Annotated in this window: 18 protein-coding genes; 8 read left to right on the forward strand and 10 right to left on the reverse strand. The window is 46.6% G+C overall.

The features are described from left to right. Positions 1 to 122 precede the first annotated feature (122 nt). Positions 123 to 479, reverse strand: coding sequence for a hypothetical protein (locus AC4E8D_RS29115; RefSeq protein ID WP_221821836.1), 357 nt, complete (start codon positions 477 to 479; stop codon positions 123 to 125). Between the two features lie 243 nt (positions 480 to 722). Here AC4E8D_RS29115 and AC4E8D_RS29120 point away from each other — a divergent pair, with 243 nt between their 5' ends. From AC4E8D_RS29120 to AC4E8D_RS29130, 3 genes are all read left to right on the forward strand, one after another. Next, complete coding sequence (locus AC4E8D_RS29120) at positions 723 to 959, forward strand: helix-turn-helix domain-containing protein (protein ID WP_127549025.1); 237 nt, start codon at positions 723 to 725, stop codon at positions 957 to 959. A 690-nt stretch (positions 960 to 1,649) separates the two neighbouring features. Further along, positions 1,650 to 1,841, forward strand: coding sequence for a hypothetical protein (locus tag AC4E8D_RS29125; protein ID WP_221821838.1), 192 nt, complete (start codon positions 1,650 to 1,652; stop codon positions 1,839 to 1,841). A 6-nt stretch (positions 1,842 to 1,847) separates the two neighbouring features. Continuing rightward, positions 1,848 to 2,474: a hypothetical protein gene (locus AC4E8D_RS29130; RefSeq protein WP_221821840.1), complete on the forward strand. Its 627-nt coding sequence runs from the start codon at positions 1,848 to 1,850 to the stop codon at positions 2,472 to 2,474. 418 nt (positions 2,475 to 2,892) lie between these two features. Here AC4E8D_RS29130 and fni read toward each other — a convergent pair whose 3' ends face one another. The 9 genes from fni to AC4E8D_RS29175 all read right to left on the reverse strand — a co-directional run bounded on the left by fni (position 2,893) and on the right by AC4E8D_RS29175 (position 13,510). Further along, positions 2,893 to 3,960, reverse strand: coding sequence for a type 2 isopentenyl-diphosphate Delta-isomerase (gene fni, locus AC4E8D_RS29135; RefSeq protein WP_221821842.1), 1,068 nt, complete (start codon positions 3,958 to 3,960; stop codon positions 2,893 to 2,895). Between the two features lie 334 nt (positions 3,961 to 4,294). After that, positions 4,295 to 5,761 carry a phytoene desaturase family protein gene (locus AC4E8D_RS29140; RefSeq protein WP_339305908.1) on the reverse strand — a complete coding sequence of 489 codons (1,467 nt, stop codon included), beginning with the start codon at positions 5,759 to 5,761 and terminating at the stop codon, positions 4,295 to 4,297. Between the two features lie 11 nt (positions 5,762 to 5,772). Further along, positions 5,773 to 6,921 (reverse strand): glycosyltransferase family 2 protein, encoded by a 1,149-nt coding sequence (locus tag AC4E8D_RS29145; RefSeq protein WP_339305910.1) that lies wholly within the window; start codon positions 6,919 to 6,921, stop codon positions 5,773 to 5,775. 1 nt (position 6,922) lies between these two features. Beyond that, on the reverse strand, positions 6,923 to 7,684 hold the full coding sequence (locus tag AC4E8D_RS29150) for a lysophospholipid acyltransferase family protein (protein WP_339305912.1): 762 nt from the start codon (positions 7,682 to 7,684) through the stop codon (positions 6,923 to 6,925). Then, the gene (locus tag AC4E8D_RS29155; RefSeq protein WP_047840715.1) at positions 7,653 to 8,420 is read right to left on the reverse strand and encodes a carotenoid biosynthesis protein; all 768 of its coding nucleotides are present in this window, start codon (positions 8,418 to 8,420) and stop codon (positions 7,653 to 7,655) included. Before AC4E8D_RS29155 ends, AC4E8D_RS29150 begins: the two co-directional genes overlap by 32 nt. Further along, positions 8,420 to 9,292, reverse strand: coding sequence for a phytoene/squalene synthase family protein (locus tag AC4E8D_RS29160; RefSeq protein ID WP_490205574.1), 873 nt, complete (start codon positions 9,290 to 9,292; stop codon positions 8,420 to 8,422). The genes AC4E8D_RS29155 and AC4E8D_RS29160 overlap by 1 nt, the downstream gene beginning before the upstream one ends. Further along, positions 9,289 to 10,752 carry a phytoene desaturase family protein gene (locus AC4E8D_RS29165; protein ID WP_490205575.1) on the reverse strand — a complete coding sequence of 488 codons (1,464 nt, stop codon included), beginning with the start codon at positions 10,750 to 10,752 and terminating at the stop codon, positions 9,289 to 9,291. Before AC4E8D_RS29165 ends, AC4E8D_RS29160 begins: the two co-directional genes overlap by 4 nt. Then, complete coding sequence (locus AC4E8D_RS29170) at positions 10,749 to 12,299, reverse strand: phytoene desaturase family protein (RefSeq protein ID WP_490205576.1); 1,551 nt, start codon at positions 12,297 to 12,299, stop codon at positions 10,749 to 10,751. The genes AC4E8D_RS29165 and AC4E8D_RS29170 overlap by 4 nt, the downstream gene beginning before the upstream one ends. 266 nt (positions 12,300 to 12,565) lie before the next feature. Continuing rightward, positions 12,566 to 13,510, reverse strand: coding sequence for a MerR family transcriptional regulator (locus AC4E8D_RS29175; protein ID WP_221825440.1), 945 nt, complete (start codon positions 13,508 to 13,510; stop codon positions 12,566 to 12,568). 75 nt (positions 13,511 to 13,585) lie between these two features. Between AC4E8D_RS29175 and AC4E8D_RS29180 the strand changes: the two genes are divergently transcribed. The 5 genes from AC4E8D_RS29180 (at position 13,586) to AC4E8D_RS29200 (ending at position 18,215) form a co-directional block, all read left to right on the forward strand. Further along, complete coding sequence (locus tag AC4E8D_RS29180; protein WP_490205577.1) at positions 13,586 to 15,253, forward strand: phospholipase D family protein; 1,668 nt, start codon at positions 13,586 to 13,588, stop codon at positions 15,251 to 15,253. Positions 15,254 to 15,379: 126 nt separating this feature from the next. Continuing rightward, positions 15,380 to 16,003, forward strand: a complete 624-nt coding sequence (locus tag AC4E8D_RS29185) for a TetR/AcrR family transcriptional regulator (RefSeq protein WP_221825441.1) — start codon at positions 15,380 to 15,382, stop codon at positions 16,001 to 16,003. Beyond that, positions 16,000 to 16,341, forward strand: coding sequence for a DMT family transporter (locus AC4E8D_RS29190; RefSeq protein WP_221825442.1), 342 nt, complete (start codon positions 16,000 to 16,002; stop codon positions 16,339 to 16,341). Before AC4E8D_RS29185 ends, AC4E8D_RS29190 begins: the two co-directional genes overlap by 4 nt. Next, positions 16,341 to 16,655, forward strand: a complete 315-nt coding sequence (locus AC4E8D_RS29195; protein WP_017691901.1) for a DMT family transporter — start codon at positions 16,341 to 16,343, stop codon at positions 16,653 to 16,655. Before AC4E8D_RS29190 ends, AC4E8D_RS29195 begins: the two co-directional genes overlap by 1 nt. Positions 16,656 to 17,267: 612 nt before the next feature. Next, positions 17,268 to 18,215, forward strand: a complete 948-nt coding sequence (locus tag AC4E8D_RS29200) for a TetR/AcrR family transcriptional regulator (protein WP_339305924.1) — start codon at positions 17,268 to 17,270, stop codon at positions 18,213 to 18,215. Positions 18,216 to 18,222: the final 7 nt, after the last annotated feature.

The following is an 18,222-nucleotide window of genomic DNA, read 5'->3' on the forward strand; positions in this document are numbered from 1 at the left end:
ATACACCTCAGTTAATTAGCAATATTTTACTTGTAAATAATTTACTATTATTATAATAAGATTTATCTGCTTTTCTTAAAATGTTGTAGAGAATAGCCTGGAAGAGGGCTAGAAAGCCTTTGTCATAGAATGCGATCAAGCATCAAATTCATATCCACTCGGTCGGGAGTCCACAATAAGACATCCGTGAGAAATGTCAACGCATCCATACCACTCAATCTGTCCACGATTGACTCTAGCATCTCTCTTGCATTTCCTGTGATATGCTCAGCCAGGACTAACCCTCCAGTATCTCCATCAATATATAAATGATCTATATGTGTAACTCTCTGTACATGCCGAAGCCATAACGTACCTTCATCTACATAAATGATATAGCGCTCATTCATGACATAACCTTGATAAATATACATTTCTCGATCTTGGTCAAAGGTGTCGAGGATTAACAAAGCACGTTCAAAATGGTTTGAGATTTTCATGACACTATTGCCCTCCCTTAAAAAGAATGAGACTCATTATTCATAATCATTATGAAGAAATAACCATTAGGTAAATTTAAAACATTATTGAATTTGATTTAAAACGACGAAAAATTTAACGTCAATAGTTTAACGTCTATTGATAATACACCCAAACTTTATAACGTTTAACGATAAACGTCAAGTGATTATTTCAAAACATTTAACGTTAGGTTATCATTGAAGTAAAAGGTGGAATTGGCTATGTCTATTAAAATAAGATTGGGCGATACTTTAGATGCAGCCAGCGTCACTAAAAATGCACTGGCCAGGGAAGCAAAAGTAAGACCAAACCTTATATATGATTTGTGCGAAGGAAAAACGAAAAGGCTTGATTTAGATACGTTGAATAATATCGTGAACACTCTACGGGCAATGACAGGAAATGATTACACTCTTACAGATGTTTTGGAGTACATACCGGATGATGACAAGGGGTAAAAAAACAAACCAGGTTAAACATTGTTGATGAAACAAAATTTCACATCTAAAGAAAAACACAAAAAATCCGTCGATTTTTGGACGGATTTTTTGTGTTTTTACTGAGTCCTACTAATGTGAAACCGTATTGGCCATGCTTAATTCATTTTGGCACTACAGAGTCCGACGAGCGAATGTGTAAGGTGGCCGAAACACTACCTCAAGCTTATCTTTCTGTTCATCAAAAAAACAGGTATAGATATAACTGCTCACCGTCATTCGGCTTGTTTCATAGCTGATGTTAATTTTTCCAGTTCATTATGTTTCTACATAGCAGTTTTCGACTGTCCATCATTGATCTATTTCTTATTTAAAAAAATGGAAAATTCACCCTGTTAGAGTCTGCTAAGAACTTAAATTCAACTTATAGAGTTAACGTTATTAAGTGACCTACTTTTGTTAAAACGAAAAAATTCACTTCCTCAATTTTTCGTGATAACTGTTACAATTAGGTGAAAATACTTAATTACATAATTCAAACGTCCTGATTTGGCTTAAAAATACATTTAAGATCGTATTTATGCTATAGTTACATTGTAAGCGTTTTAAAAAAGATTTAGAGGGGAGGATTTCGTTCTTCATTTAAAGTAAAAGAAGTATGGGGATACATATAACAACTTAGAAAACACTAAAATTGAGGAGTAGATTCCCATGAAAAACTATCATCGAATTATAATTTGGGTAGATATAATATTAATGTTTATTTGCGGTTATTTTTATACTTTTTTTGGGATCAAAGAAGATAAGAAAGAATACTTCTTTTTAGCAGGTATGTTTGTATTTATCTTGATACTTGATGTTATTAGAAGGTTAAAGAAAATAAAAGAACATAAAGAAGGATGATATAAATTGTCTATTAAACAAAAAGCAACTAAACTCCTCTCTACTGTAATGGCAGCAACATTAATTGCAACATTTTATCCATCAACAATTCATGCACAAGAAAATAATCCATATGAGGTTATAATTAATGATAATAAACAAGTTGTAATAAATCATGATACAAATCAGAGTGTATCACTCGAATTCACAAATGACGAAAAAACAGAAGGCATCTGGACAGGTGCTAACGGTGTAACGCAACAATATAAAAAAGATGCTAACGGAAGCATTTATTTAGATGGTGTAATGGTTGTTGAGGCTGTTAGAGAATACAGAAAGACAAATTCCTTGAATTCAGCCGCAGCAACAAGTTGGACATATGTTACAACATTTAAAACAAAACAAAGTATTATAAACAACGCCGGAGATGCTGCTCTGTTAATCATAGGACTTGTGCCAGGTATGGGAACAGTAGCTGTAGTAATAGGGGCTATCAATCTTGCTAAAAGAGCTGGAGCAAGTGAAGTTTATATAAAAATTGATCAATATATTAGCCATGATTATAGAAATGTTAAAAATGTTACTTACTATTACTCTGATGCTAATTACTCTAAACTCATCACTAGCCATGAGGCTATAAAAAGTACTTTTTAAAAATAATTAGTTATATAGTAAGACAGACTATCACGTTATGTTAGAAAAGGGAGAACGAAATTTTCGTTCTCCCTTTTCGTAGTTTCACAAAAATCCTTTGCATAATTTATCCTTAGACAGCTATAAAGATAGCAACAAAATAAGGGTAATTAAGTTTAAAATATTTGGGAAGCAGTCGAGAAATGAACCCACGTACTTCAGGCCCCGAACTTTTGGCGAGCGCGGCAGCTAAAACAATGTAATAAAGATACAAATACGGGACACCATTAAGCAACTTAATCTTTAAATATTAATTCATCTAACTATCCGAGAGAATAATCATTGCCAAAAGATCAAAAAAAGGGGGCCGACAAAATTTTACAAGTCCCCCAGGGAAATCATGTGAGCTTGGGGTTCGCACCATCATGTCAACCCCGGCCTAACGCCGTTCCACCAGACGTGACGTCTGCTTCAAATCTTCAATCCGCCCTGCACCAATGCCGAACATGACGGTACGCAACTCGAATTCGACCTGTTCCAACCGCTCATTTAGCGCATCATCCGAAGCGACTGCGGATTCGAGCAGAGATCGGCCAAAACCAGCCAGGTCCGCACCGAGCGCGAGGGCTTTGGCCGCATCCACGCCAGTGTACAGTCCACCGCTGCCGATCAGGGCACCAGTAGGGTTCAGCGCTCGCACTTCCTGAATACACTCTGCTGTGGGAATGCCCCAGTCAGCAAAAGCTTCAGCAGCTGCCCGGCGTACCGGGTTATTGTTGCGGTATTTCTCCACCTGTACCCAGCTTGTACCACCTGCCCCGGCCACATCGATAAACGCGACACCCGCTTCATATAAGCGTTGAGCCGTCACACCATCGATGCCAAAACCTACCTCTTTCACGCCAACAGGTACGTCTAGTTCACGACACAAGTTCTCAATTCGCTGAAATAATCCGCTAAAGTTGGTGTTACCTTCCGGCTGAAAAACCTCCTGCAACGTGTTCAGATGAAGCACGAGCATGTCCGCACCCGCAATATCCACGGCGCGCTGAAAATCAGCTGTGCTGAAACCATAGTTCAGCTGCACCGCGCCCAGGTTGGCAATGACCGGGATGTCCGGTGCCCAGCGCCGCACATCGAAGGTACTCGCGAGTTCCGGCTGTTCTACGGCAGCCCGGATCGAACCTACGCCGAGCGCCCAGCCTCTGGCGTTCGCTACTCGGGCGAGGCGCTCATTGATGGCGCCCGTTGTTTTGCTTCCACCCGTCATCGAACTGATGAGCAAGGGTGTGCGTACTTTTTTGCCAATAAACGAAGTCTCCAGATGCACCTCTTCAAAATCCAGTTCCGGCAGTGGGTGATGGCGAAACGCAAACCGCTCCATACCGCTGGTTACCCCTTCTCCTGCCACATTCTCCTCAAGACAGAGGCGCACGTGCTCTAGCTTCCGTTCTCCCGTAGCCACTTCGGGAAGCAGCCGTTCGCCGGCTCGCTCTTGTTCATTCATGATGAGACCTCCTATGTGAGAATCGTGCGGATCGACAGGATAACCTGCCAGTTCCTTACTTCTATGTATATACGTCTTTTGCAAAAGACAAAAACATTAATCCTATTAGCATTGCAGCTCAGCAGTTTAACTCTATCCAGTATAACGTTCCAAACCGGCTATTGAAAGGATGCCCCGACACCAAATGTCTCACTTAAATCCCGGAGCACCACTATCTCATACCTACTCAACAGCACGGATCATCTGTCGCATCTTCGAAGCTGGTTAGCAGAGACGATACACACGCACATGGATCAACAAAACACATTTTCACTCCATCATCTGCACAACAAACTTATCTCAAGATTTCCGATGCCAATTGCTCCCCAACAAGCTGTCCGGACAACGTCACTATCGGGGTTCCTCCGCCTGGATGTGTCGTTCCGCCGACGTACCAGAGTCCTTGTACATCTTTGCTTCGGTTGCCTGGTCGCATAAAGGTCTGCTTCACCGAGTTGGACGAGATGCCGTAGATCGACCCTTTATGCGCCAAGGTATCCCGTTCGATATCTCGCGGTGTGTACCGGATCAGCACATCGGATTGGTTCAAACCGGTAATTCCCCGCGTCGCTAACTGTTCAAGCACAAACTCCCCATAACATTCCGTCTGCTGCTCCCAATTCCACGAATCCGACAAGTAGGGGGCATTGACCAGAATGAACAGATTGCTGGCTCCCGCCGGGGCCATGCCTGCTTCCGAATAACCGGAGTAACAGATGTAGATCGTGGGATCGGCGGGCATTTTACGGTCACGGAAAATATGGTCAAACTCCGGTTCATACCGTTCCGGGAAGAAAACCGTATGGTGCAGCAATGCATCATATTGTCTTCGCACACCCGCTAGCGTCACAAATCCTGAAATGGACGGCTCATACTTCTGTATGCGCGCATCGCTCATCTCTTTCCGATGTTCCGGTGTGAGCAGCAGTCGATTCACGCTAAGCACATCTCCATTGGCGACCACCTGATCGGCTTCGCGGAAGCCTTGATCCGTATCCACACCTGCCACTTTGCCATTCCGAACAACAATCTGCCGGACCTCTGTACCGGTAATGATCTGCACACCTTTTTCCTGTGCCAGACGAGTCATTCCTTCGATCAGTTGATAGGTTCCTCCTTTGACTCCGTAGATGCCGACTTCTGCTTCCACATGACCCATCATGGCAAAGATCGAAGGCGACTGATACGGCGATGATCCTACATAGGTCGCGTACCGTCCGAACATAGCCAGCGTATGCGGATGCTTGAAATAGGAACGCAGCAGCTTATCCAGCTTCACCGTTGGCCGCACGCGGAGCAGGCTGCGCAGCATTTGAAGATTGTATTTGTCAGAAGGAGACAGCAACAACTTACCCAGAAAATGACGATTGGCTTCCGCATACAGTGCAGCAGACTCATCCATAAATGCATCATAACGAGACGCATCCTCCGGACTGTACGCCGCGATCTGCTCCTTCATCCACCCGCGATTGCCTGACAAATCCACCACTGTTCCATCTGCGAATACATTACGCGTGCGTGGTTCTAACTCATATAACTGTACGTAATCTTCCATCGTTACTCCCGCATGATCGAAGACTGAACGAAAAGTGGATGGCATCGTGATCGTGCTCGGTCCCCGGTCAAAATGATACCCGTCCCGCTCAATCTGCTGCAGCTTGCCACCTACATGTTGCTGCCGTTCCAGAATGGTCACCTGCACACCTTGTGAAGCCAGTCTTATTGCACACGACAGACCTCCAAATCCTGCACCGATTATCATGACGTTACCTCTCAACTGTACCGCCTACCTTTCCATACATACCCCTTGCCTGAGCGGCCTGCCTGCCAGGAAGCAAGTCCGATGGCAATGACACAGGCCATGCTGACCGGTTGCAGAAGGGCAAGCCACCAGGGCTGTCCGCCAGCATGATCCGCTACTCTTTTCACAGCCATACCTAATAAAGTTCCTATCAATCCATACAGAACGGACACCGAACTACCCGTCATGAGTCCAATAATCAATCCTAGTGGAGGCACAATATACATCAGTGTATACATCAACATCGTGCCCAGCAGCAGTACGTCTTTGCGTCCCATACCTTCGTACATGTTTTTCTTATACCCGTTCCATACTTCTGCCCCGTTCTGATACATGCGGGTATTTGTTACGTCATGCACGTCTGTCAACATCACCGGATGACCTGCACGCTTGACAGCTTTGGCAAGACTCATGTCATCCACCAGATGTGCCTGAATGGCAGCATGACCGCCGGATGCTTCGTAACTGGAGCGATGAATCAGCAAAAAAGCCCCCGTAGCGGCCACAAACATCGGACTGGATGATCTGCGTATCATGAAAATGGGCAGATGACTGATGATGGTGAAGACCATCATGGGCACAACAAGCTTTTCCATCCATGTCTTTGTTACCTGATAAGGAAAACCGGTTATAAGCCCCCCACTCTGCTCACACCCTGCCGCAAGAGTCTGCCGAATCGCACTTGGCTCCAGACGCACATCCGCATCCACGAACATATACCATTCTCCCTTGGCCTCCTGAACCAGCCTGTGACACGCATGGGATTTCCCCATCCAGCCCTCGGGAAGATCGACACCATGCAGCAGACGCACACGTGCATCCCGATCCGCAATCGCTTGTACCATGGCCGCTGTCTCATCGTCGGAGCGATCATCCAGCACCAACACTTCCATCCGGAATCCCGACGTATCGCTCGCGAGCACACTTTCCAGACATCCTTCGATATGTAGTCTTTCATTTCTGGCTGGAATCAGCACCGAGACCAGCAGGTCTGGTGGTTGTATTCGGTCTGCTCGGAATAAACGTACCTTGGGCAGACAGGAGACGTTCCATAGAGCGAACAGCAACTGTATGCCCAATATGCAGGTAAGCACAATCCAGAAGATTTCAGATGCATTCATGCTAACGGTTCACCCGCTTTCGTGCCGCATCGTATTTTTCACTTGTCGAACGTACATGACGAATCAGCGGAAGCGCATATGGCAAACTTCCCTGCCCCATCCGTACAAGCTCTGATCTATGATCGTCTAACTGCTGTTCCAACACATGACCGAGTCTGGAGGCAATCTCTTCACTCTTCCACGCCTTCCAGTCTTCCATCACAGGAGGGCCTGCCAGCATCGATATTTCCGGTAGATCATGCTGAACCATCCCATGGCACAAGGTTACCGGTACGGCGATGGCATTCGGGCAGCGACGAAGCAACAATCCAATGCCTGGACGGAACCGAATCGGTCTCGCCTCCTGATGCAGAATTTCTCCTTGGGGAAAAATCCAGACCCTTTTACCTGAATCCAATAATTCACTGGTGTACTGTAGAGAGGTCCGAATACCGGACGCACTCTCCTTATTGATCGAATACGCACCCAATTTACGAAAAAAAGCATATTGCTGAAGCTGTTGCTCCTCCATCATCACATAATGATCTCCCCGCGATGTCTGTCTGGCCGCATGATAGAGCAGCAGACCATCCCACCAGGAGCTGTGGTTCATGAAGTAAATCACCGGGCGATTGGGATCAATCGGAGAGTTGTCCCTGAGATCCACCTGCGGGTCCAGTGACCCTGTGAGCGTGAAGGAGCGGAAGCGACGACGCAGCAGATAATAGTGATTGTATAAGGCAAAAATACGATTAAACGGTTTTGATTTTACGGCGCGAATCATAGAGCCAGCTCCCTTCGGCAAGAAGCACCCCAGCAATGGCGATGATAAAGCTGCCCGTAATTCCTTCCTTTAGAGCAAGTAGGCCGAACAGAAGAATAAACAGCTGATACAGCCATTTTGCACGCAGTAATGAGCTACGGTCATTAGGCATGGCCGGAAGGAAGAGGGACAGGAATGCACCCATGATAAACCAGCTTATGTAATTGGTCCACGGAACACCGTAGAAACCGCCTGGAGCCTGCCACTCCCAGAATCCTCTCGCATGTGCAACAGGGTCGAGTACCAGATCGAGTACAATTGCCCAGAACCCAGTCTTCACTGCTCGAAGCAATTTGCCAGTCCAGGTTGAACCACCGCCACTTAACAGCGCCGAGTTACCCACCACTGCGATCCAGGCAAAACCCAGCGTAACCGGCACACTGAACAGATGAATTCCGAAGAAGTCTGAGTAAGCATACTCACCAAAGGGCCAATGGGTATGAACCCCTACCCACTCCACGCCCATACCTCCAAGCCAGATGATCACAGAGGATATCCAGAGTCCGGGTTTCAGCCAGATGACTGACTGGTCGGACAGGCCTGTCCGATTACGCCCTTGATAGATCAGATCCAGCACATACAATGCGTAGAAGATTAGAAATAAACCATTTGAAAAAGATAATACGTCAGGCACACCGATCGTTAGCATCAAGGTTGCTCCAATGACATACCACGCCCAGTAAAGCCACTGGATCATCAGGATACCGCCGTTCGGGAGGCTTGATAGGCCTGCATCGGGTAACGTTTCACAATCGCACCCAGCATCTCCAGTTTCAATTCATCGCTAACATATGCCCGTTTGGTATATACGTCATAATCGTTGCGTTCAACGGCGTGTAGAATGGTGGAGTAAAAAGCTGCTGCCAGCTCGATGGAAAACGCACTTTCCGTTGGGTACGTATCCAAACGATCCATGCCAATACGGAACCAGTTCAATGCTGCAGCTTTTAATTCATGAACAACGGCAATAAAACGTTCATCCACGATTCCGTCTTCAAAGTCCTGCTCGGTGTAACCATGCTTCTCCATGATCTCCAGCGGAACATACCGGCGCACTCTGGCCCGATCTTCACCAACATCCCGAATAATATTAACGATCTGCATCCCTTTACCCAAAGCAATCCCGTTCATGGCTACTTCCGCTCCGTTATCATCCCGAAGTACAGGCAACAACATCTCACCTACGGTTCCGGCTACCAGATAACAATAATGCTCCAGTTCCTGCAGCGTTGTATAATGCGTTACTTTAAGATCTGTGAGCTGCCCTTCCATCTGACGGAAAAATGGCCCCTTATCCAGATGAGGGAAACTGCTGAACAACCATCTCAGTGCTGGCCAGATAAAGTGCCCTTCCGCGTCGTCTAGGCGATCAAACAAGTCATGGATCTCGTGTATCGTATAGGGTGAATGTTCCGGCTCATCTACACTGTCATCAATCATGCGGCAGAAGGCATAAATGACATATACCGCTTCCCGACGTGGACTTGGCAGCCCTCTAAAGGCCTGATAAAAAGAGGAAGAACCCTTTTGCATCAACTCTTCACACCTGCTCAAAATCGCTTCATTCATGTTCCCATCTCCTTCATGAGTTGATTGACGGCCATACGTGCACTCTGCATTACAATCGGCACTCCGCCACCTGGATGTACAGATGCTCCTGCGGCATATAATCCCTTTATATTAGGGAATGGTTTGGGTTGCGGTCGGTATACACCGGACTGGAACAATACAGGTGCTATACCAAAGCTTCCGCCCCCATAGAGACCGTCTCGCTCTGCGTCAGCGGGTGTACGTACCTTTTTCCACTTAATCGCTGCACGAAGTCCCGGGAATCCACGTTGCTCCGCTTCTTCCAGTACACGTTCTGCCAATACTTCGCTCTCCTGATCCCAGTCGACACCTTCGGCATCTGGTACGGGAATGAGGAAATACAATACACTCTGTCCTTGAGGCGCTGCAGTTTCATCCAATGCGACCGGATTAAATACGTAAAATGAGGACTTTGCCGGAATGCGTCGCTGATTGAACACTTCCTGTAAGCTACCTTCAAGACTCGGTGGCAGGAAGAACTGGTGTGTTGTTGCATCTTCCCAGGTTTTGTCCACGCCCACATAGAGCAATACACATCCGGAAGAGGGACGATATGGTTTTCTTTTCCGCGCTACCTCTGGTGATTGTCCAAGCAAACCTGAAAGATGGGGGAAATCACCATTGTAGATAACTGCATCCACATTTTCTGCGCCTACTGCCGTTTCTATACCTTTACACACACCATTTTCAATCGTGAGTCCGGTCACTTCGGAATTCAGCACAACACGCCCACCACGTGATATCAGTTCCTGTTCCAGAATGGCCGGCAATGCTGCATATCCACCTTTGACCATCCAAATGCCGTATTCATGCTCTGCGTAAGGCAAAAGGGAGTAGATGCCTGGCGTCCCAAACGGTGATCCACCGATGTATAGACTTTGCAGAGAGTAAGCGTCGAGCAATTCCTCATGGTGAAAATAATCGCCTACCGCTTTCCGAACACTTTTGTGTGCACGCAGTCTGCCCATGAGGGACATGAGCGAAGGGGTGAAGAAATCCCTTTTGCGCGGAAAAGCCCTTTCCAGAAACGCTGCCCGGCCTGCCGGAAACAACGTGTCCATATCTTTCATAAATCGTGTGAATCCTCGGCTCTCTCCCGGGAACAAACGTTCAATCTCCGCCGTCTGTTCTTCTCGTGAGGTCATCTTGGTCATGACACGACCACTGTGGTAATACACTCTGTATAACGGATCACAGCGAAGTAACTCAATCTTCGAACGATCTACGCCCGCTTCCTCCAGTATGCCAAGTAACATCTCCGGCAGCAGTACGATCGTTGGCCCCTGATCGATCCGGTATTCCCCTTCCTGCTCATATCCAATGCGTCCGCCAACGCGAGAACTCCGTTCATAGACGGTGACATCCCAGCCCTGACGGTTCAATAACAGCGCAGAAGTAAGTCCACCAATCCCTGCCCCTACAATAGCGGCCCGCTTCATGAATGCCCTCCGACTTCTGCCGTCTTCACGTACGAGGATGGCTTGGAACTTGTGCGTGCGTCCTCTTCCTGAATCAGTCTGACACTGATCCGTGCCGATTCGAAGATCGTGGGCAACCCGCTGCCCGGATGTGTTCCGCCGCCTACCAGCCATACACTTTTCAACTCTTCAAACTGGTTATGGGGACGCAGGTACATCATCTGACCCAAATTATGTGCCATATTAAATGTTGCTCCGCGATACACATCCAGTTCAGTCTCCCAATCAAGTGGAGTGAACAGCATACATTCTTCAATACGGCTGCGTATGTCGGCCAGCTCAGGAATGCCTTCCATGCGTTTCATCATGGCCTCCTGCACATTCTCCCGTTCTGCTTCCCAATCAATGTCTGCGGTAAGGTTAGGCGTAGGCATAAGAACATATAAAGAAGATTTCCCTTCCGGTGCCAGCGTCGAATCAAGTCTGGAAGGGTTATGAATATATAGAGATGGATCGGCTGATAACATTTTGTGCTTGGTAATCTCATCAACGTTCAACCGGTAGTCCTCGGGAAAATAGATCGAGTGATGCGGAAGGTCCACCTCACCGTCCACGCCCAGATACAGCATCGCTGTGGAGCAGGAGTATTTTTTACGTTTCATTTTCTCAGGGGTATATTTCTTAAGCACGCCCGGTTCGAACAGATGATTCACCGCATGTGCGAAGTCGGCGTTCACCACCACATGGTCCGCTTCGATGCGTTCACCGTTCTCAAGCAACACACCTTCTGCACGACCATTGCGAACGATGACCTGTTTCACCGGGGTGGAAGTATGTATTCGTCCTCCGTATTCTTCCACGACATCAGCCATGGCTTGGAAGATCCGATTCACGCCGCCAATGGGGTGGAACAATCCGTAGTGATGCTCAATAAACGATAGTATAGTAAAGGTACCCGGACAATCCCAGGCAGACATGCCGAGATATTTGGATTGGAATGTAAATGCCCAGCGCAGACGCTCGTCTGTAAAATAGCGGGACAAGATTCCATAGACTGTATTGTGGACATCAAGCTTGGGTAGAGCTGTTACCGCATCCTTGCGCAAGTAGTCAGTCAGCTTGCCAAAAGGACGACGGAGCAAAGGCATGACTTTGCCAAACTTCACTTCTTCTTCTTGCATGAACCGAAGGTAATTGTCTTCATTGCCAGGAAACAATTCCTTAATCTGTGCAGCTGTATCTTCCCGATTACGAGAAGGCGTGAACACCTTATCACCAAAGTTCAGTGCGTACAGTGGGGTTAACTCTTTCATATGCACATAATCGGATAACTTACGTCCCACCACGTCAAACATCTCTTCAATCAGCTGAGGCATCATCAAAAATGTTGCACCCCGGTCGAATCGATATTCACCCAGTTCCAATCTGGCAGAACGCCCCCCGATGACTGGCTGTTTCTCATACACATCTACCTCGTACCCCTGACCGGACAATAACATCGCTGCCGCAAGTCCACCCGGACCTGCGCCAATGACAGCTGCACGTTTGCGTTGTTGATTCGGTATCATGCCACTCACCTTTCTATGTAGGGAATTCCTATAGTTCTCTAGCCCCTAACCTATTATTAAACCGCCCAAGAACACTTTAAGCGGTAACTAGCAAAAACATTATACAAATATAATACAAATATTATACGACCTTGTAAACCAAAAAATGACCCGTTGGTCAAAATACTCTACTAATCCATATACAAACACAAAAAAACACCCTTTGATCACTTTCGTCAAAGGATGTCCTTTATACACTAACCTATTCATTGAATGCTAAGATATGTTTAGTTATGTGCCTGTCCAAACCTCGCACCAGTTGGTCGATTTGCGAGATACTCACGTTCTATCCATGACTGCCAATCCGCTGAATCCCCTGGCATAATCCATTGCGGGTAACGAGCATGTTCTGCACGCTCATAGCCCTTTCCACCAAGTACGAAGCGAATATGTGGAAACTCGTTTTTAATCCGTTCTATAAGCTGATCACACCGTTCAAGAAGCCCTGGACTTGTGATCGAAAGGCAGACCAACTTGATCTTCTGCTCCCGGATAATCGGAAAGATACCTTCTTCTGGCGTGTTCGCACCAAGATACAGTACTTCCGCTCCATTTTTGCGCATAAAGAGAGAGAACAGCAGCAATCCGACCTGATGATGCTCCCCTTCCGGACACAACGCCAGAACTTTGGGCAGATGCGGATAGATCGGGAACAGATGGAAAAACTGATAAAACCGCTGTGAAATCAGCTGTGTCATGAAGTGTTCCTGAGCCACCGAAGCCCTGCCTTGCTCCCATGCATCACCAACCCGAACCAGAATGGGCACCAACACATGATAGAACATCGAGTCATACCCATACATGGTGAAACCAAAATCAATCAAACCATTGGCACGTTCACCCTGAAAGTTGTAGAGCGAGTCATAGATCTGATCTGCCATGCGTGCGTAGGCTTCTTCCATCGTAGGCACCGGAGCCATGATCGGCGTGGGCACAGCCTCGGGCGGATTTAATTTGTTTACTTTCAACATCCGTACCGCTTCCGAAATATTGGTCTGATGCAGCTCAACCTGCTCTTTCAACCAGCGCAGATCCGCAACATTCTCTTCGGTATACATTCGATACCCCGATTCCGTCCGCTCAGGGGTGACCGCACTATACCGATTCTCCCAAGCCCGGAGCGTCACCGTCGGGATACCGAGCATGGCAGCGACTTGTTTGATGGAATACACCTTATTACCCACTTTCTTTCCTAAATGTCCAGATTTCAAAGGTTATATCATTGGTTCCCCGTCCTTGTCAGGCATATGAAAACCCTAACATTCTACAAAAATAATACACTCATTATACACAACGCTCAGACACCTGTCGATTACATCCTGCCAATTTTGCCATATGCATTTTACCGCTACATCAGTTATTCTACCGGGTTGTCCTGCGTCAACGTTATCATCCGTGTGGTAATAGAAGTCAGCAAGTACAGAAGGGGGAGTCCACCGTTGGTCTCATTACGCCGCCATACATCAGACCGCAAGTCTTCACGCGGCAAATTTCCATACATACGAACAGGACTCGTCCTATTGGTCCTATGGCTCATCGCCGTCATGCTCTATCAGACCTACAAACCATTACCACCAGGCATTTCCTACGAAAGTCCGGAGTATCGTGTGGATCAAGTCGAGTTCCTGCATGACCTCACCTACCCTTCATCTGACGGACAGATGCAGCACGAACAACAGATTTTCCAGCGCATGATGCAAATTGTGGAGGAAGCAGAGCAGTTTGTCCTGGTGGATATGTTCCTGTTCAATAATTATCAGCACAAGGGACAGAACTTTCCTCCCGTGAGTACTGAATTCACCGAAGCGCTGGTTGCCAAAAAAAATCAACATCCTGATATGGACATCTGGTTCATTACAGATGAAGTAAATACCAACTATAACTCAGCACCCAATCCGTTGCTGGAACAAATGAAACAAGCAGGCATTCATGTGGTCATCACCGATGTGGACCCTTTGCGTGATTCAACGCCAGTATACTCTGCGGTCTGGCGTACCTTCTTCCAATGGTTTGGCCAATCCGGAGATGGCTGGATCAAAAACCTGATGGCCACGGATGGCCCGGATGTAACGGTCCGTTCCTATCTCAAGCTGCTCAATGTGAAAGCAAATCATCGCAAAGTTGTTGTTAGTGAGAAGACGGCGATTGTCTCTTCTGGCAATATTCATGATGCGAGTGCCTACCACTCGAACATTGCATTTGAAGTAACAGGCCCAATCATTGGCGATATTCTTCAGTCAGAGCAAGCTATTCTCGACATCTCAGGCGGAGGTCAGGTTCCGTCCTATACTGCGCCTTCCCCGGATTCAAACACGGGAGATTTACGAATACGCTATTTAACTGAAGGCAAAGTGAATGACGCTGTACTCCATGAGATCAATCAGGCTGGCAAAGGTGACACCTTATGGATGGGCATGTTCTATGTGGCCTCTCCGAAAGTATTGGAAGCCCTGCTGGAAGCCGCAAAACGAGGAACCGAGATCCGGCTTGTACTGGATCCAAATGAAAATGCCTTTGGTCAGGAAAAGATCGGTATTCCGAACCGTCCTGTCGCTGCTGAATTGCATGATAAATCCGACGGTAAAATACAGATCCGCTGGTATAACACCACCAAGGAGCAATACCATACCAAGATGATCTATCTTGCCAAAGCAACCGGAGATCATATTGTCCTAGGGGGTTCAACCAATTTCACCCCCCGAAACATGAATGACTACAATCTGGAGAATGATCTATGGGTTGCTGCACCTCCAGACAATAAGTTCACACTCGATATCGCGAATTATTTCGAGCGTATTTGGAATAATAATGATGCCGAATTCACGTTAGACCTGGATGAGTTCCAGGAGAAGACTACGTTTTTGAAAGGTATCCTATATAAGCTGCAACTGATTCTGGGTTTTACAACCTTCTGATCAAAAACCACATTCATACCTGTTATATCCGTCTGTACTCTACTGTGCAGACGGATATTTTCATCTTGACAGGGGATGTGAAGTGTGAAAATATAATTACCTAACGACCGTTAGGAAGGTGATTGAATGACTGCACAATCCATTCGAGATGCAGCCCTGTTCCATTTTGCAAGAGATGGCTATGAGGGAGCTTCTCTGAGAGCTATTGCTGATGAAGTCGGGATTAAAAAACCGTCCATATATGCGCATTTTAGCTGCAAGGATGACTTGTTTTTACACACACTGGCCTTTGCTTTTCACGAGGTGAAACGGCACACACTGGAATATTTCCGCGATCATGCGGATCTGCCATTGGAGCAGCGGCTGAAAGGCTTGTTGATCTGGTTCGAACAAGAATACAATGCCCATGCTTCGGCTCGATTGATGCTGCGTAATTGTTTTTACCCACCCCTTTCTCTGTATGGCGAAGTGATGGATCAAGTGTATCCGTTTATCGATGGCATGGAACGCGCACTGACTCGTCTGCTGCAAAGGGCAATGCGTACTGAAGATATTCCGGCCATTCCCGCGGAACAAGCCGCCATTGCATTCATGACGTTCCTCGACGGGATTACCGTGGAGATTATCTATGGAAGTTCCCGTCGCTACAAGAGACGGTTGGAAGCATCCTGGCCTGTCTTCTGGCATGGCATTCATCATTTGAACGAAGAGGCACAAAGCGTTGTGCCGGAAGGAGATTTAACATCATGAACCGCAACTGGTTATATGTATTTATCGGTGGAATTATTGAGATTGTCTGGGTGAGCGGGCTGAAACATGCCTCGAATGCCTGGGAGTGGTCTTTGACGGGGATTGCCATCGTGATCAGCTTTGGACTGATCATTGCCGCTTCCAAAAGGCTACCTGTGGGTACGGTGTATGCCGTCTTTACGGGAATTGGTACGGCGGGTACCGTCCTCACGGAAATGGTACTGTTCGGTGAGCCGTTCCGCTTGGCCAAAGTATTGCTCATCGGGCTGCTGCTCTGCGGCGTAATCGGGCTGAAACTGGTTACGGATCAGCAAGAAGCCAAAGGAGGTGCAGTATAATGGCTTGGATGGCAATTGTAGGTGCAGGGATATGTGAAATTTTCGGCGTAATCGGTATTAATGGCGCTTCCACCAAGAAAGGATGGCCATACATCGTACTTATGCTGGTGTCGTTTGTGTTCAGCTTCTCGTTGTTGTCCTACGCCATGACGTCCATTCCGATGGGCACAGCGTATGCCGTGTGGACGGGGATCGGGACGGTCGGCAGTACGTTAACAGGCATGTTCCTGTTTGGTGAACGGAAAGAAGCGAAGCGTATCCTGTTCATCGCGATGATTTTGGTGGCAGCCGTTGGGCTGAAACTGATCACATAACGGAACAACTGAATTACACTCTATAACTCCGGTGGTAGCATAAGCTTCCGAAGAAGCTTTCTTACAGAAAGCTTTAAGGCGAACACTTCGTTTCTTCAAGTTGGTTCTGCCATCTCCGTTATCGTGTAATTCTTGGCTTCCATTATGATATCTATTACATTTTGTAATATAAAAAAGACGACTTCAATCAGGAAGTCGTCTTTTTTGGGGAATGATATAAATAGGGAACCTCTTTATACTTTGCTACGTAAGAAAGGATGGTGTAATTATTAGAAAGTTATTGGCACGCATGGGCTCTTATACAGGGTATACCCTTCTGATCGGCATGGCCATCTTCTATCTCATCGCTTTTGTCGCCATTATTATACTCGCCTTATTCGCCTTTACCGGAGTAAATTAACTTATCCATTCTGTGATACCTTATCCAAATCGTACATACAAGCTTGCCTGTTACTTGCCGTCTCTCCTTCCCTTTGATCAGCCACTTTTCCCCATATACATTTTCCAATTTACTCCCATTTGAATTCCTTTAACCAGATCGTTTATACTTATTTTGACCTTAAAGTCAATTCAAGAACTCACAAGTTCCCTGATGAGGTGAATGCATCGTTAATGAACCCTATACATGAGATGAATGAGAAGAAAAAGCTCATCATTACTACAGCACTCAAGTTATTCTCATCCAAAGGCAGTGCTGCAACATCCATGCAAGAGATTGCAGAATTATGCGGGATGTCCAAGGGAAGCCTCTACCTGATATTCAAATCCAAAGAGGAATTGGAAGACAGCACGATGGAGTACTGTTTATTTACGCTCATAGACGAACTATCCCGGATCGAACATGAAGCTGACCTTACTCCGAGAGAACGTTCACACAAACAGATTGAGACACTGCTCGGCCATGTGTCCGAGCTAAAGGAATTTTTACGAGTGCAAATGCAAAGCATGATGATGAATGATGAGCCACATCGCAAGGAAAAATGCAACCCGCAACATAAAGATTTGGAGATCCTTACACTACACGGTTTCAAGGACAAACTGGAAGATATGTACGGACCGGAGATTGAACCCTATACGATCGATCTTATTTTGCTCATACAGGGTCTGTTCCTCTCTTACGTTAAGATCTGGTTTACAGAAATGCCTTCCCTTACCGTCTCCAAAATGGCAACCAATATGCTGCAAATGATTGATTATGCAGCTTACGGTTTGCTCGATCATCGCCCTGCGCCTTTGATTTTGTTGGAAGACTGGCCCGCATGGAGTAGTGATCCAAACACAGACTCCACTGTGATGCGTCATCCCATTCACATTATCAAGCAAATGCAGGATATCGCTGGTTCCGATTTGCCATCAGGGCAAACAAAGAATGATGTGCTTGAAACCATCGCCATTCTCAGACAGGAGATGATGGAATTTACGCCTAGGCGTGCCATCATTCTTGGCATGATGCACAATTTGGAGAGCGTATCTGCCATCAAACCTTTGCACTCTGAGCTTAAGCACAGTCTGGATGCCAAGTATAGCCGGTTTATTCAGGCTGACTCGTCACACATATAAACAGGAG

The organism is Paenibacillus sp. SRL342, assembly GCF_984798905.1.